Annotated in this window: 13 protein-coding genes and 3 pseudogenes; 9 read left to right on the top strand and 7 right to left on the bottom strand. The window is 38.8% G+C overall.

The genetic code is table 11. The features are described 5' to 3' along the window. The first annotated feature begins 108 nt into the window (after window positions 1-108). The 7 genes and pseudogenes from AC012T_RS26165 (at window position 109) to AC012T_RS26135 (ending at window position 4784) form a co-directional block, all read left to right on the top strand. The gene (locus AC012T_RS26165; protein WP_487067054.1) at window positions 109-1461 is read left to right on the top strand and encodes an AAA family ATPase; all 1353 of its coding nucleotides are present in this window, start codon (window positions 109-111) and stop codon (window positions 1459-1461) included. Between the two features lie 100 nt (window positions 1462-1561). Then, a complete protein-coding gene (locus AC012T_RS26160) occupies window positions 1562-2050 on the top strand; it encodes a hypothetical protein (RefSeq protein WP_487067052.1) in 489 nt (162 codons plus the stop codon). A gap of 65 nt (window positions 2051-2115) precedes the next feature. Then, a pseudogene (locus AC012T_RS26155) lies at window positions 2116-2430 on the top strand (AAA family ATPase); the annotation flags it as partial. A gap of 67 nt (window positions 2431-2497) precedes the next feature. Further along, a complete protein-coding gene (locus AC012T_RS26150) occupies window positions 2498-2878 on the top strand; it encodes a helix-turn-helix domain-containing protein (protein ID WP_487067050.1) in 381 nt (126 codons plus the stop codon). After that, window positions 2875-3420 carry an HARBI1 family protein gene (locus tag AC012T_RS26145; RefSeq protein ID WP_487067153.1) on the top strand — a complete coding sequence of 182 codons (546 nt, stop codon included), beginning with the start codon at window positions 2875-2877 and terminating at the stop codon, window positions 3418-3420. The genes AC012T_RS26150 and AC012T_RS26145 overlap by 4 nt, the downstream gene beginning before the upstream one ends. 154 nt (window positions 3421-3574) lie before the next feature. Beyond that, window positions 3575-4324 (top strand): annotated as a pseudogene (locus AC012T_RS26140) (MoxR family ATPase); the annotation flags it as partial. Then, window positions 4314-4784, top strand: a complete 471-nt coding sequence (locus AC012T_RS26135) for a hypothetical protein (RefSeq protein ID WP_487067048.1) — start codon at window positions 4314-4316, stop codon at window positions 4782-4784. The pseudogene AC012T_RS26140 and the gene AC012T_RS26135, both read left to right, overlap by 11 nt. Here the strand turns inward: AC012T_RS26135 and AC012T_RS26130 are convergent. From AC012T_RS26130 to AC012T_RS26100, 7 genes and pseudogenes are all read right to left on the bottom strand, one after another. Further along, a pseudogene (locus tag AC012T_RS26130) lies at window positions 4718-6853 on the bottom strand (Tn3 family transposase); the annotation flags it as partial. The gene AC012T_RS26135 and the pseudogene AC012T_RS26130 overlap by 67 nt on opposite strands. 15 nt (window positions 6854-6868) lie before the next feature. Next, window positions 6869-8209, bottom strand: a complete 1341-nt coding sequence (locus AC012T_RS26125) for a transposase (protein ID WP_487059178.1) — start codon at window positions 8207-8209, stop codon at window positions 6869-6871. 317 nt (window positions 8210-8526) lie between these two features. Further along, window positions 8527-8970, bottom strand: coding sequence for a tyrosine-type recombinase/integrase (locus tag AC012T_RS26120; RefSeq protein WP_487067046.1), 444 nt, complete (start codon window positions 8968-8970; stop codon window positions 8527-8529). Window positions 8971-9106: 136 nt separating this feature from the next. Continuing rightward, window positions 9107-11407 carry a hypothetical protein gene (locus AC012T_RS26115; protein WP_487067044.1) on the bottom strand — a complete coding sequence of 767 codons (2301 nt, stop codon included), beginning with the start codon at window positions 11405-11407 and terminating at the stop codon, window positions 9107-9109. A 502-nt stretch (window positions 11408-11909) separates the two neighbouring features. After that, on the bottom strand, window positions 11910-12287 hold the full coding sequence (locus tag AC012T_RS26110; protein ID WP_487067042.1) for a hypothetical protein: 378 nt from the start codon (window positions 12285-12287) through the stop codon (window positions 11910-11912). A 508-nt stretch (window positions 12288-12795) separates the two neighbouring features. Beyond that, window positions 12796-13092: a hypothetical protein gene (locus AC012T_RS26105; protein WP_487067040.1), complete on the bottom strand. Its 297-nt coding sequence runs from the start codon at window positions 13090-13092 to the stop codon at window positions 12796-12798. Window positions 13093-13131: 39 nt separating this feature from the next. Continuing rightward, window positions 13132-13383, bottom strand: coding sequence for an HU family DNA-binding protein (locus AC012T_RS26100; RefSeq protein WP_487067038.1), 252 nt, complete (start codon window positions 13381-13383; stop codon window positions 13132-13134). Between the two features lie 107 nt (window positions 13384-13490). Between AC012T_RS26100 and AC012T_RS26095 the strand changes: the two genes are divergently transcribed. Next, window positions 13491-14405, top strand: coding sequence for a DUF4351 domain-containing protein (locus tag AC012T_RS26095; RefSeq protein WP_487067036.1), 915 nt, complete (start codon window positions 13491-13493; stop codon window positions 14403-14405). A gap of 625 nt (window positions 14406-15030) precedes the next feature. Then, window positions 15031-15954 carry a transposase gene (locus AC012T_RS26090; RefSeq protein WP_487059527.1) on the top strand — a complete coding sequence of 308 codons (924 nt, stop codon included), beginning with the start codon at window positions 15031-15033 and terminating at the stop codon, window positions 15952-15954. Window positions 15955-16009: the final 55 nt, after the last annotated feature.

Below are 16009 nucleotides of genomic sequence, written 5' to 3'. Positions count from 1 at the left end.
TAATAGAATTTACACATTTAACGTCAAAGATTTTATTTGGTGTACAGATATAGAGGTTATTGAACCCAAATAAAATCACTCCCTCTACTCCCCTACATCCCCCACCTCATGTTAAAACAACTAACTATTCATAACTTTAAATCTTGGCAAAATACAGGGCAAATGCCATTAACATCCTTAACAGGATTATTTGGTACTAATAGTTCAGGTAAAACTGGCATTATTCAACTGTTATTAATGCTCAAACAAACTGTAGAATCTCCTGATAGACAACGAGTATTACATACAGGGGATGATAAAACTTATATTGATTTAGGAACAATTATTGATGTCATATATCAGCATCAAATCCCTGGAGAAATTGAATTTTCTTTAACTTGGGATTTACCAGAAACTCTCAATATCATTAATCCAGAGGGTGAATTAGACGATATTATATTTTCGATTTCATCTTTATCATTTAATGCCAAGATTGAAGTTACAGCAGAAAATCTGACCGTACAAAATATGTTCTATAGTTTTGATTATGACAATAAAAAGTATTTATTTGGCATGGAGCGACAAGATAATCAAAATAATAAAGATAAAAGTGAATATAAATTATTATCTCCAAATTACAATGTAAGACGCGTTAAAGGTAGAGTATGGCCACTTCCACAACCAATCAAAAGTTATGGTTTTCCAGATCAGATCAACTCATATTATCAAAATGCCGCTTTTTTAGCAGATTTTGTACTAGCCTTTGAAGGAGTTTTTCAAAATATCTATTATCTTGGTCCCTTGCGAGATTATCCACGTCGTAGCTACACTTATGCTGGATATCAACCCCAGGGTGTAGGCAAAAAAGGAGAACAAGCTGTTGCTGCTTTATTAGCTTCTAGAACTCAAAATCATGAGGAAAACATAGAACAACGGATAGCAGAATGGTTACGGGAATTAGGACTGATACATGATTTTCAGTTAAAACCAATTGCTGAAAATCGTCAAGAATATGAACTGCGTGTACGACGTACTCCTAATTCTTCTGAAGTATTAATTACAGATGTAGGTTTTGGAGTTTCTCAAATCTTACCAGTTTTAGTGCTTTGTTATTATGCCCCTAAAGGTTCAACATTGATTTTTGAACAGCCAGAAATTCATTTACATCCATCAGTACAAGCTGGTTTAGCAGACGTATTTATTGATGTGATTAAAAATAGAAATATGCAAATCATCCTTGAGAGTCATAGCGAGCATTTACTGCGTCGCTTACAAAGACGTATTGCTGAGGAACAACTCCAAGAAAATGATACTGCATTGTATTTTTGTCAATTAAATGAGCAAGGAAACTCAGAATTAATTCCTTTAGAATTAGATGCTTATGGCAACATTAATAATTGGCCTGTAGGATTCTTTGGTGATGAAATGGGAGAATTATTAGCAATGACAGAAGCAGCCATGAAACGTCAAGAAAGGGAGTAGGGGAAGTGTGGGGTGAAATGATTGTTTTCTTGTTGCGTTCAGATAAATACTTTCAATTAAATAGTTTCAATAATATGAGTAGGGAGAATCAATCAGAATAATGTCCTATTTTGTAGTAGATACCAATGTTCCCATAGTAGCTAACGGAAAATCAAATCAAGCCTCACCTGCTTGTGTTTTAAACTGTGCCAAAAAATTGAAAGAAATTCAAGAACAACATATAATCGTATTGGATGATACATGGTTAATTATTAATGAATATAAAAATAAATTATCCCCTACAGGACAACCAGGAGTAGGAGATGCCTTTTTCAAATGGGTATTAACTAATCAAGGAAATCCGCAACGCTGTCAACAAGTAAAAATTACACGCAATGCTGAAAATAGTTTTCAAGAATTCCCAGAAAACGAAAATCTTATAGATTTTGATAAATCAGATCGAAAATTTGTGGCAGTTGCTTTAACTCATCCTGAAAAACCACTAATTTTAAATGCAGTTGATTCTGATTGGAAAAATTTTGAAATAGCCTTAAATAATATTGGTATCACAATTATATTTCTTTGTCCTGAATTAACAACTCGTCCATAGCGCAACACAATTTTAATCAAAACATACCAACTGTTTAGCTTAACCTCCCCTTTCGTGAGTGAAGAATGAACCCAGCAATCACAGTCACCCAAAAACAACTCTCAGAATTTCTGCTGAATGTAGCAGTAGTAAGACCCGTATTTATTTGGGGAGCGCCAGGAATCGGTAAATCATCCTTAGTAGAAGCATTTGCTGCTGAAGTGGGAATACCTTGCGTTTCACTCCTGGGTAGTCAACTAGCACCAGAAGACTTAATTGGAGTACCGCAGATTATAGATGGAACAAGTCGCTTCTGCCCACCCAGAATGATTGCCCGAGAAGAACCCTATTGTCTGTTTTTGGATGAACTTAACGCTTGTTCTCATGAAGTACAGAAAGCATTAGACATCTCCAAAATAGTAATATTCTGTGGTAAAAGAGAGGATAAGAGATTTTTGATACACAAATATGAGTAGTCTACTGAATTATATTGAAGAGAATCAAAAAGAAACACAGAGGTTGATTGGACTGGAGTATGTGGAGCTACAACAGTTAATCGAAAATGCAGAAAACTTACACAATGAGAAACAAGGTTTATTAGAAGCAAGAAAAATTAGAATTATTGCAGGTGGAGGTGGACGTAAACCCAAATTATCTATCCGTGAACAAATAATTTTAACCTTGGTGTATCTGAGGCACATGACAACATTTCAACTGCTGGGGATTCAATTTGGAGTCAGCGAATCTACAGCCAATAGTACATTTAATTACTGGTTGCCACTCCTAAGAGAATTACTGCCATCTAGTTTACTTGAACAAGTAAAAAAAACGCATCTGACTATGAAATAGTTAAAGAGATACTGACAGACTATGAATTAATTGTAGATAGCTATGAGCAAGTCAGGGAAAGACCTGGAGACAATCAAGAACAAGAAAAATATTACTCTGGCAAGAAGTGTCATCATACATTTAAAACTCAGATGGTTATCTTGCCAGATGCCAGTGACATAGTTGATGTAGTGGCTGGGGAAAAAGGTCCCAAAAGTGATATTACTTTATTCCGAGAACATCGCTCAAAGTTTGACCAAAACCAAAGATTTAAGGGAGATTTAGCCTATCAAGGAGAAGATTTAATTTCTACTCCCATTAAGAAACCAAAAAAGCGAGAATTAACCATTGAACAGAAAGAAGAAAACCAGAAATTCTCAGCCAAACGGGTGTTTGTTGAACACCGTATTCGTTCCGTCAAAATATTTCGAGTTGTCCAGGAACGATTCCGGTTAAATCCTCACAAATATGAACAAGTAATTTTGACAATTTGTGGCTTAGTCAGATTACGAATTGGCTCCCTCATATTACCAACAGAAATAAATCCCTTAACCCCTGGCTAAAATTGACGCATATAACTTCGTATTTTTATCTTGTTACTATCAGTAAATATCTCAAACACCTATTCTATCGTCTACATTAGCTAGTTTGCAATCCTGGCTTTTGCAGTTTGTCAGCTAGTCACAAAGCGGCTTTGATAGTTTTCGGAGATGTCTATTTTACAGCCTGATTCATGAACGCAGAATTGGTGAATATCATCTCCCTAAAGATTCAATAGTCATTGGTGCAGGTAATCGCGCTCAAGATAGTGCGATCGTGAAACCCATGTCTTCACCTTTACTCAACCGTATGGTTCATGTGCATTTAAAAGTTTCCCATCGAGACTGGTTAGATTGGGCAAAAAATCATGATATTCATCCTTGGATAATTGAATATATTCAGACTCGTCCAGATCATCTATGGAGTCAACCACCTAAACATGAAGAACCTTTTTCCACTCCCCGTTCTTGGCATATGTTAAGTGATACCCTACATGAATATGGAGATCGCCTCACAGATCACTGGCTAGAAGTTCTCGCTATGGGGTGTCTTTCTCCTCATCATGGGACACAGTTCAAAGGCTTTATTAAACAAATTAAAAGTAAATATCAACTCACAGCTATTCTTAAAGGTGAAATTAGCTGGCCACCTCTCCCAGAAGATAGAGATGTCCTCTATTTTTTAGCTCAATCATTCCGCGCTCAACTCATCAAAGAATTACCCCAAGAACGTCAAGCAATTACAGGTAGTCACAAAGACTTAGCTCATCGCGCCAAAGGACTACTCAAAGATTTAGCCGCTATCAGCTTTGAAATTGCCCAAATGGTTGTTTCGGAACCCAAAAAAGGAGATGCTTTACCTAGTTGGTTAATGGTAGAAATAGTGAGAGACTTGCCACGTTTAGTCAAAAAAGAAAATGGCACGTAAAAAGAAGCAAACAGATATTGCCACATTACAATTTGGGCAGGGATATGACATCCTCAGAGAGCATCCCATTTTTGCACCGTTACTTTACCACGCTAACATTAATCGTCGCTCAGGAAACCATTGTCCACCACAGGGTTGGGCTGTAGTCACTAGCAATGGCGCTATTCACGTACATCCGACGCGACGCGGTTCTCCAGAAGAATGGGTTTATGTACTGGCTCATTGTCTCTTGCATCTGGGTTTTGGTCATTTCCAAAAACGCACACATCCTCGTGAATGGAACGCCGCTTGTAATTATTGGCTAGACTGTGCCAAAACGGGAGAATCGTACGCTAAGGAATTAAACCAAGTGCTGAAAGCAATGTATAACAATACTTTCAGCCATCGTATCCATCATTTTTTGATTCTTAGAGGGTGCAAATTATCAACACTGCTCACCGACTTCAAATTCCAAATATAATCACCAGTCAAATTGATATGCTCCCACCCCATAGGTGATAAATGTTGCAAATATTCGTCCGGGATAACCATCCCCTCGGATTTCAACCAATTTACCGCATTCTCCAAATACACAGTATTCCATAATACAATCGCCGCAATAGTCAAATTTAACCCACTCGCACGCAAAGACTGATCTTCAAAAGAACGGTCACGCACTTCTCCCAAACGGTGAAAGAAAACCGCCCTAGAAAGAGAATTTTTGAGTTCCCCCTTATTAAGTTCATTAGTAGCCTTACGGCGCAAAATTGGACTTTGTAACCAATCGAGAGTAAACAAAGTTCTTTCAACCCTCCCCAATTCCCGTAACGCAGTCGCCAATTTATTTTGACGGGGATAGGAAGCTAACTTACGAACCAAAAGACTCGCCGTAACAGTCCCTTTCGAGATAGAAGTAACCAAGCGTAAAATATCATCCCAACAATCCTCAATCAACTTAACATTAATTTTCTCACCCAATAACACAGACAAAGGAGAATCAGTATCGACACCTGCGAATATATGCAACTTTTTAGAAGCTAAATCCCGCATCCGAGGAGAAAACTGAAACCCTAATAAATGGCAAATAGCAAACACCTGTTCAGTAAAACCATTAGTGTCCGTAAAATGCTCCTCTATTTGTAAATCACTTTCGTGATAGAGCAACCCATCTAAAGCATGAGTAGCATCTCGAATAGTTGCATTAATTACCTTAGTATGAAAAGGCGCATATTGGTCAGAAATATGAGTGTAAAAAGTAACGCTTCTATCATTTCCATATTTAGCATTAATCTCTTCATTAAACGAGTGAGGACCAGCCGCCTTAAATCTTTGTCCATCACTAGAAGAAGTTTTTCCATCACCCCAGTAGGCAGAAAAAGGGACTTTGGTATGGAAATTAATCACATTTGCTAATCCCTTTGAGTAACTTTCATCACGGATATACCAGTCAGAAACCCAAGCCAAACGCTCAAAAGTCAGACCAGGAGACGCTTCTGCCATCTTCACTAAACCCAAATTAATCGCGTCAGCCAGAATAACACTAAATAAAGTAGTTTTATCTGATACCAATTCTCCTGTTTGTTGGTGTGTAAAATATTGAGTAAAGTCAGTCCAAGCATCAACCTCAACAAGTAAATCAGTCAGCTTGATTCTTGGTAACAAACCATAAACACGGTCGCGAAATTGAATAGCACCATTTGGGACATTACTAGTAACAGGACTAATAACTAATTTTTCTTTTTCAATCACAACACCTGGTAATTTATTTTCAGTAATTAGCTGAGAAACATGAGCAAATTTCTCAATTAACAGAGTTGAACGTTGTTGAAAATATGTAGTATAATCAGTGGGAATAGCTACTGGGATTTGATGATGATCACGGATTTCTTGCCATTGTTTAGGTGGTAGTAGATAATCCTCAAAATCCTTGTATTGACGGGAACCACTCACCGAAATATCCCCAGAACGTAAACCATCCCGTAATTCACTCAAAGCGCACATTTCATAATAATGACGGTCAATCTTCCCATCATTAAAAACATATTTTGACCATTTGGGTTTGATAAAATCAATAGGTGCATCATCAGGTACATGACGACGATTAGTATCATTTAGTTCTTTAATAATCTTCAAAGCTTCCACAACAGATGAAGTGGGATTACTAGCCTTAAAATCGAAAAATGAGAGTAATTTAGGTGTATATCTACGTAGTTGGGAATAACGTTTATCAAGTAAATCAAAATAATCAAAATTCGCAGGACGTGCCAACTCTTCGGCTTCTTCCACACTATTGACAAAATTATCCCAACTTAACACTGATTCAATTGCAGTGTAGGCATCTCCTTGACCCTCCCTAGCATCAATCAAAGCCGTGCCAATTTGGGCATAAAGACGCACCTTTTCATTAATCGCTTTTCCATCCTGTTGAAATTTTTGGTTGCGTTGGTTTTCGCTCCGACGAAACAATTTACCCATCATTTTATCATGCATGGTAATTGCCGTATCAATTAACAATGATGCTGTTTCTAATAAAAAAGCGATGATAATTGCAATACTGTAGCCAAATTACGAGGGTTCAACGGCTGTAGAAGCATTGTGAATACGACCAAGAGAGGTAAGCTTGGCAAAAATCTGGGATAATAAAATAGGCTCAGGCTGTTGCGGAAGCATTTTTAATATTTCCCGAACATATCGAAAACCCCGACAATAAGCCTGAAGATCAACAATGCCAGCACCGGGATTATCTTCACGAAACTGAGCTAGAAGATAATGAGACAAATTGACCATAAAAAAAGAAAGATTAACAGCATTAGTCACAGCAGTTTGACCTCTGTTCATAAAATCTTCCAATCCCCAAAACTGTTTGGCATCTCGGAAATTAAATTCGATTTGGAAGCGCAACTTATAGTAGTCAATTATTTTTTCAGATGATAAAGTTAAGTCACTAGAAAACAGAATTACGTGACTGCGAGCATTAGTTTTGAGATTGGTTTTCACCAAAATAACTACATTCAGTGGTTGGCCAAATTCTTTGTGCAGTAGAGTAGCTTGATAAGTATCAGTTTTAATATCTTCTTCAAGACTACTTTGACGCAAATATGCCCCAGGAATATTACGCCAGTCCAACTTCTCTCCGTATTTACGACGGGAACGATGATTAGGGTCAGGATTGTGGTAAGGTATATATAATGCCGAATCGTGACGTAACTTGGAAATTATGTGTAACTTTACCTGCCTAGCCATCTGCAAAGCATTATTGTTCCCAAAGTGACCATCTACGACCAAGTAAGTGAGGGGAATAAAGTTAGCTATTAACTTAAATAGCTCATTAATCATCTTCTTAATTCTTAGCAATTCAGGTGTAAAAGTCACCTCCTTTTTATTTTTGTTTTTACTTCCTTTTGGTCGTCCCCGTCCACGTTTTTCTTGAGGTTTTACTTCTGGACTTGGCGAGACACTACTTTTTTCTACATCGCTTTTTATTACCTGTTCTATCTGAATCGGAAATGAGTGTCTTTGTTGAACACTTACTAATGATAATGTAAAGAAAGATAGTCCCAATATTGGTTTACTTATTAGACTGGAAAAGAACCTATCTAATCCATAGGTTTTTTTCCCGGCTTTGCTTATTACTACTTCGTCTCCTGCCAACAAATAAACATCATTTGGGCAGAACAAATGCCGCCGAAAAAACACCCAGAACACCGTTGTCCACGGTATGACTGTACGAAAAAATCTGATTACCGTCCGATAACTACCACCACTAAGCGTCCAACGCGATATTCCCAACATTGTGACTCGCCCGCTCATGGCTAACATGGCCGTGATGATCTGGCTTAACTGCCGCATCGTCGTCACTTTTATTTCTGGTAGTAGGCATTGCAACAGTGCTAGTATGTCAAACATGGGCTGTATGTGGCTTTCGAGTTGTCGTTGTGGAAGACTATAACTCTACTACATCAGCCCTCTTTTTATACTCTTTTTTTGGCTACAGTATTGTGATAGCCATTAAGTAAATTAGTGTGACCAACTAAAAGTGTCAGATTCTGAATAGATCAAAAGTATGAGTATTACTCTTGATCTGTAAACTGAATCATCCAAACTCCATATTCATCAGATTTTTGGAAAAATTGATTTTTGGCAATGGCTGAAAGCTAACTATCGCAATACTTTCAGCACTTGACTCAATTCCTTAGCGTACGATTCTCCCGTTTTGGCACAGTCTAGCCCAGTGGATGAGGATGAACAGATTCGTTAAGTCCGGCTAATTCTCCGGCTCTGGCTATAATGTGACGGATAGTTCGGGTGGACAGGGGGGCTTTGCGCTCGGAGACGAACACATACTGAGTTTCAGGATAATCTCGTTTAATCTGACGTAATGACCTCAATTCAGGGGCGCGTAGGGGATGAGTGCTATCATGCCCATGTTTTACTCTTCTTATCTCTATGTAGCCGTCGTTCAAATCAATTTGTGACCATTTTAGAGAAACTAACTCTGCGGTGCGTAGCCCATGCCGAAACATCAGTAAAATAATGGCTGCATCTCGAACTCCGTGTCTTCCGAATGAATGCGCTGCTTTGATCATCGCTTCTACTTCTTTTGGACGCAAATATTCCCGCTCTCGCTTTGACGATACTTTGACAGGGGGAGGAGGGTGAGAAACCATCTTTGCCGAAAAGGAAAGTTGGGGTGGTTGGGGTTTGAATGGCTGAAAGCTTTATGATCTGTTTCTCCCTTCATTATACATTGCCTAAATTGAATCAAACTAGGCAATGTTTAAAAGGCATAAATGCATGACTACTTTACAAAACTTTACGTCGTGCTAAATTTTGCGCGTATCTTGTCTTTACCCCGTGTAGGCGCTCTTGACCACAAATGAGCCGCCTGGAAATCACTCCGTATTCCCGCACCTTTTTCTGGGCATGAACTACTGCCATTAGCCGCAGTTTTGTCACCCGCTTGAGTTCCTCAATCCTTGAGTCATCATCAGCACTCAAATCACCAATCAAGCCACTTTCCTGCCCATTATTGGCGCTGTAGAGTGAATCTTCTGCCGTTTCTTCTACCCCCGGCTTCTTCAGTTCAACTACACCCAGTCCGTCATTCCCCACCATTGATAAGTTTTGATTATCGCTTTTTGGCGAGTCGCCGCCAAGGAAAGAAGATAATAAATCCTGATGAGAAGAAGCTTGATTTGATTGAAACCCAATCGTTTGAACTGTTGGCTCTAATTGATTGTTGGATTGAATTAAATCAGTTTCAAGATTATTAGCAAAATTTATGAATTCCTGATTTCCTGACAGCTGAATTAGAAATAATTCGTTGTCACTCCTCTGAGAATCGAGATCACAATCCTGAATTTCCTCCCTTTGTTCATTTACCTGTCCAGCTTCCAGCCCCTGAGGGTCTGTCGCCGCAGGCGGTAAACATAAAACCTTCATATAAGGAAAGTGTGTGTAATCGCTTTCTGGGTAAGGGTTTGCGCTATTTTTTAGCTCTTGGCTGTTTCCTGGGTTGATGTTTCTATTCAGGATGTTATCTGATGGGTTAATGCTGTTTAATTGAATTCGATTTTGTTGGTTATTATTTGCTTTGACGCTTTTATATGCGATGCTGTTTTCTATCCACGGGTCTGGTATGTACCATTGGGGATGCCATAAATGCTTATGTTTGTATAGTGTGTTTTGACTCAGGGTTTTGTTATATTGACGTTTATATTCTGCACTTATCTGTTGGCTTCTTTCGGTTACTCCTTCACTTAATCCTGTTTCTGTTAGTTCTGTTTCTACTTCTGTGTTTAATTCTGTTGGTACTTGTAAGGTTTTCTGAACTAAGGTTTTCTGAACTTCTGTATCTCTGTTTTTCTGTATTCTTTGTTGTATTTCTAATGTTTGTACTATAGATTTAATACGCTTTTGCGTTTGTTCGCTGCGTTGCTGGTTTTGGCTTTTGGGTTTTTCAAAGGGAAGTAGGTTGTTTTGGTTTTGTTGTTTTTTTATTTCCCTAATGTCTGCTATGGCTAGGGCAAATGTGTTGATGTATGTTCCTAATGGGCGTTGGGGATAGCTGGCGTAGGGGGTATACCATTGGTGTCTGATTGTGCATTTTACCCAGTCTCTGACTCTGGTTTCGATTCGTTTTTGGTGTTGACAATACTCTGTGTATCCTGGGGCGTTTCTGGCGGTTTCTGTGGCATATTTAATCAGGTTTTCGTCTTGTAGGTCTAAGAAGACGATGCCGTAGCCGACGATTATTTGCAGGAGGGTGTTTGTTTGTCCAAAGCCTGTCCATCCTGTGGCGATGATTTCTTCCCAGTTGGCTTGCCATTCTTCGATTTTGATGCTGGCTTTTTGGCGATACTGTTCTTTTGTATGCCGCTTTCTGGCTTTTTTACAGGCGTATCTGAGTTTGCTTAGGTCTTGACGACTGGCTGCATGATCGCAATGGTCTAGGAAGGTGGCTACTGAGTGGCTGATTGGTTGCAGGTCTTCATCTAGGAGGTATGCGCCGCTACCTGGCTGCATGGGACAGCGGATGGCGTTGTAGTTGGTGATGCTGTCTTTTCCCCAGGGTTTGGGGTTGGGGAATATTTCTATTTGTCCTGCACGGATGTTGCAGCCTGTATCTTTTAGTGTTTGTTCTAGGGCGCAGGCTAGGTTAAAGGTGGGTATTTTGGCTGTGAAGGGGATGATTAGGTGGTAGCCGCCGCTATAACTTGATTGGATGGGGACTATTTCGACTATGCCGATGTCTTCTAGGGCGGCTTTGATTTCTTTATAAGCTTCTAGGTTATGGTATTCGCTGCCTGTGTCTATGTCTATTGTGGCGTAACGGGTATATGAACTAAAGCGGATGCCTATGAGATGGTCTTTGTCTTGATGATATGCCCACAGTTGGGAGGGCTGGAGGTAATAGTCTTCTGTTCTCCAGGCTGGTTTGCTGAGGAAGTTGTTGGCTGGTGCGATTATCGGACTCCAAGGATGCCAAAAATATTTGACGTACCTTTTCCCTATTTCTGAGGCTGGTTGGTGGGGTTGGCTTTTTGGGCTGGAATGACGACGGGCTGGAGGAGTGAATTTTTCTGCGTTTTCTGGTAGATACATGACTGGCTTTCCTCGATGTTTTCTGTTTTTTCATCGGGTAGCCGCTAGTTGGCATTTAACCTCTGTGGATGTAAAAAGCTGCTGTTGGGCTTGAAAGGGCTGATTTTTCGCTGCTGTTGGCGTTTATTTCCGAAAAAAGCTTTCTTATTAACACTTTGTCGCACTACATAAAATAGTGTTGAATTGTGTTTAGCTTTGTCCAAGTGTTGTACAGCGATTTCAGAACCTATTCGCAGATTTTTACTATCTCGGTTTGATGCCTAAATGCCTAATTGTTGGTAAACAGGAAACTCATGGACTAGAATGAAGATCAAATTTAAAGATAAATTTTTAGTTAGGGTTGATAGCCCTACTAGCGCGGCTGAGACGACTGATAATCGTTTCGCGGTTTTCTTGATTCATTCCTAGATTCCTAGCTGGCTTTCTTTCTGGCTTTAAGGCTGGATTTAAAGCTTTCTGTTAGTTGTCCATGAGGTCCATGAGTCTCTTGTTAACCAAGCACCTAGCGGCTATCCAACTTTTTTTTGTCAGTGGGGATACTCCACTCTCCTGCTGTGACAGTCTTCAGAGGTGGTGATAAGGATTTATCTTCTATTAAAAATTTAGCAGCGGACAAATGCTGCTCTCGGTACTGGGGATTGGGTACTGGGAGTTGAGTATTGGGAGTTGAGTATTGGGGAGAATTTGCAAATTTTGGTGAGGATTTGCACTGCTGCCAAATATTTATTGCTATTTCCCAATAACTAGTCCTGGAGAGATGACTTGCTAGTTCATCCGTACTCCAGTGAATTTGACTGTTGCTAGTTCTGGAGAGATGACTTGTTAGTTCATCTGTACTCCAGTGAGATTTAATTCTGTATTTATCTTGAATTCTGTACATAATTTCCTCCAATTTTGACTATTTTTGAGGCGATTGGAGGAGGATTTCGCATTTTAAAAGGGATATTTAGGTTTATTTACGTCAATCTCGTTAAAAGTCTGATTTTTTGCGATTTTTGAGAATTTCAGAAAATTTGACAAAAATATCTCCACACTGCACACAATTTATAATAAGATTGTGTACAGTAACAAATGCGGATTGTGTCTAACTTCAACTCCAACAGCGAGATCGGTCGGCAAAACTTCACTAGCTGTTAAGGGTAGTTAAACGCAACTCCTCCTTAGAATCTAAAACCGGACAAAATGTACTTCTATCTTCCATTTTGTCCTCCCCATTTCCATAACTTCATAACCTCCATCAACTCCACAAGACTGAAAGTATTTACTTAAGTGTTAATTGTACTCCAAGACGCTGCGATTAGACTCACAGTGCAAAAAGTTCTGGATAAACAAAACCGATGCAACTATCATATATCGCTTACGGGACAAAAAGAAGTTTTAGGTTATCTTTATGAAGTTTTGCAACACAAAACAGCACGGGTAAAGTGCTGGCGCATTTCTAAGAGCGATGCCTGCGGATGTCGCATTTTTATACCAGCTAGGCTCAGTTTCTTGACTCCACGCTCATGGGCTGCGTACATTTCTACCCTTTGTTTGAGCGCCAGTTGGCGTAATCGGGTAAACAGGTAGATATCTGCGTCGATGTTGGTGTCGGCTGCTTGCGGTTGATACCCAGGCTTGATGGTAGTTGTTGTGTTGCTTTTAGGTATTGGTTGGATATCTGCCAATTTTTGTTCTGCTCTCATGTGAGCTATTTCATCCCGTTTGTATCAATCCTCGCTACATTAATCCTTGTAAGTAGATGACCAGCCAAATATTTTACGTAACCGTTGGGAGGGATTGAATTTAAAAACCCAAGTTTTTGGCTCTACTCTAACGTAAAAAGTCCCAAAGTTCCGTAGGGAAACACTTTCTCCTTGTTTTAGTGCTTCATAAATTTCCTCGATGGTGGCATCTATAATTTCTTCCACTGTGCCAGTTTCTTTATTTATCCGTTGGACAACGCGGCGTACCAATTCTTTTTTGTCAATAGACATTTTTAAGTTAATTTTATATTTTTATTGAAACAATTATAATTATTTTTATAGCTAAAAGACGATAAAATATTAGTAATAAATTAAATTTTTGGGATCAACTAAATTGAATGACTCGATTTATTCATGACCAATTTGCCAAGGACTATCTAGAAGAATTACTAAAACCTTATGGAGAAGTACAAGCACCTAGTCGTGTAGCGGGAGAAGTGAGAGAAATTGATGTTTTCTTTTCTCCTTTTACTGCACAAACTGCAAATTTAGAAACATTAGGTTTATTAGGTCAATTTGCAGCCACACCCGCTATCTTTGAGCCTTTTCGCAATGCGGCATCGAAGGAAGAAATTTGTGATTGTCTGTTGAAGTTATTAGAAGTGAGGGGTGCATTACAACGGGAAGCAAAACGCAATAAAACCACGATTCAAGAAGTGGTAATTCCTAAATTATGGATTCTCACACCTACAGCATCATCAACACTGGTATCAGGATTTAATGCTACTCCCAAGGCTGATTCCTTAACGGGGATATACTATTTAGGGGATTATTTGCGGACGGCTATTGTTGCTATTCATCAGTTACCATGTACTCAAGAAACGCTGTGGTTAAGAATGTTGGGACGGGGGACGGTTCAAAAACTGGCAATTGATGAGTTGGAAGCACTAGCAACAAATCATCCATTTCGGAGAGTGACGCTAGAATTGTTGTATAACCTGCGGCAGAACTTGAGAATAAATCAGAGTTCAGAGGAAGATGATAGGGAGTTGATTATGAGATTAGCACCACTTTACCAACAAGACCGGGAACAAGCTATACAGGAAGGAGAACAACGCGGACGACAACAAGGAGAACAACAAGGAGAACAACGGCTAATTATACGTCAACTAAATCGTCGTTTTGGTGAGATTGAGCCATCATTAATTGAGCGAGTTCAAAGATTATCAATTGAACAGTTGGAAGCGTTGGCTGAGGCATTATTAGATTTTTCAGCAGTTGCTGATTTAGAAGCTTGGTTAACCCGACAATAAGAATCAAAAAATCAATCAATTCAAACTTAACTAAGGAACGTTGATTTATTAACTTACTATTCTTTGTAGGTTGGGTGAAGTGACAGCGTAACCCAACATTAGATTACATACATCAGGAGTTGTACTTTATTTAATTCACATTCCTAAGTCAGAGATACATCACCGACATTTTTAATGCATTTTCACCCATTTACCCTCAACTAGTCAAAACTGCGCTCCGCTATAGTAATCTTACTCAGCCGAATTGAGTAGATATTTTATGTCGGTTCGCAGACTAATTGAAAAAATTTCAACGGAATAATCAGGGTTCTAACTTACCTTGTCGCAGACAAAGTGAAAATCTGTCACGGAGTAGATGAAAAATTCCTACCAAAATCGCGGACTAATTGAAATTTTCCGCCAAATAAGGATAAAAGTTCGCAACTCATTACAGTATAGGCTTTGGAGAAACACTTCTATAATTAGCGATAGCGAAGCGCTCCGTAGGAATCGCTCTTAGGGTACGAAAGAATAAGGGTTACACAAGCATATTTTCAATTAGTCCGCAACAAAATTTCATTAGACATCTCCAAAATAGTAATATTCTGTGGTAAAAGAGAGGATAAGAGATTTTTGATACACAAATATGAGTAGTCTACTGAATTATATTGAAGAGAATCAAAAAGAAACACAGAGGTTGATTGGACTGGAGTATGTGGAGCTACAACAGTTAATCGAAAATGCAGAAAACTTACACAATGAGAAACAAGGTTTATTAGAAGCAAGAAAAATTAGAATTATTGCAGGTGGAGGTGGACGTAAACCCAAATTATCTATCCGTGAACAAATAATTTTAACCTTGGTGTATCTGAGGCACATGACAACATTTCAACTGCTGGGGATTCAATTTGGAGTCAGCGAATCTACAGCCAATAGTACATTTAATTACTGGTTGCCACTCCTAAGAGAATTACTGCCATCTAGTTTACTTGAACAAGTAAAAAAAAACGCATCTGACTATGAAATAGTTAAAGAGATACTGACAGACTATGAATTAATTGTAGATAGCTATGAGCAAGTCAGGGAAAGACCTGGAGACAATCAAGAACAAGAAAAATATTACTCTGGCAAGAAGTGTCATCATACATTTAAAACTCAGATGGTTATCTTGCCAGATGCCAGTGACATAGTTGATGTAGTGGCTGGGGAAAAAGGTCCCAAAAGTGATATTACTTTATTCCGAGAACATCGCTCAAAGTTTGACCAAAACCAAAGATTTAAGGGAGATTTAGCCTATCAAGGAGAAGATTTAATTTCTACTCCCATTAAGAAACCAAAAAAGCGAGAATTAACCATTGAACAGAAAGAAGAAAACCAGAAATTCTCAGCCAAACGGGTGTTTGTTGAACACCGTATTCGTTCCGTCAAAATATTTCGAGTTGTCCAGGAACGATTCCGGTTAAATCCTCACAAATATGAACAAGTAATTTTGACAATTTGTGGCTTAGTCAGATTACGAATTGGCTCCCTCATATTACCAACAGAAATAAATCCCTTAACCCCTGGCTAAAATTGACGCATATAACTTCGTATTTTTATCTTGTTACTATCAGTAAATATCTCAA

Source organism: Anabaena sp. EIM26, from assembly GCF_057568715.1.
Note: the sequence above shows the minus strand (reverse complement) of the source record. Positions and strands in the feature narration are given on the sequence as shown.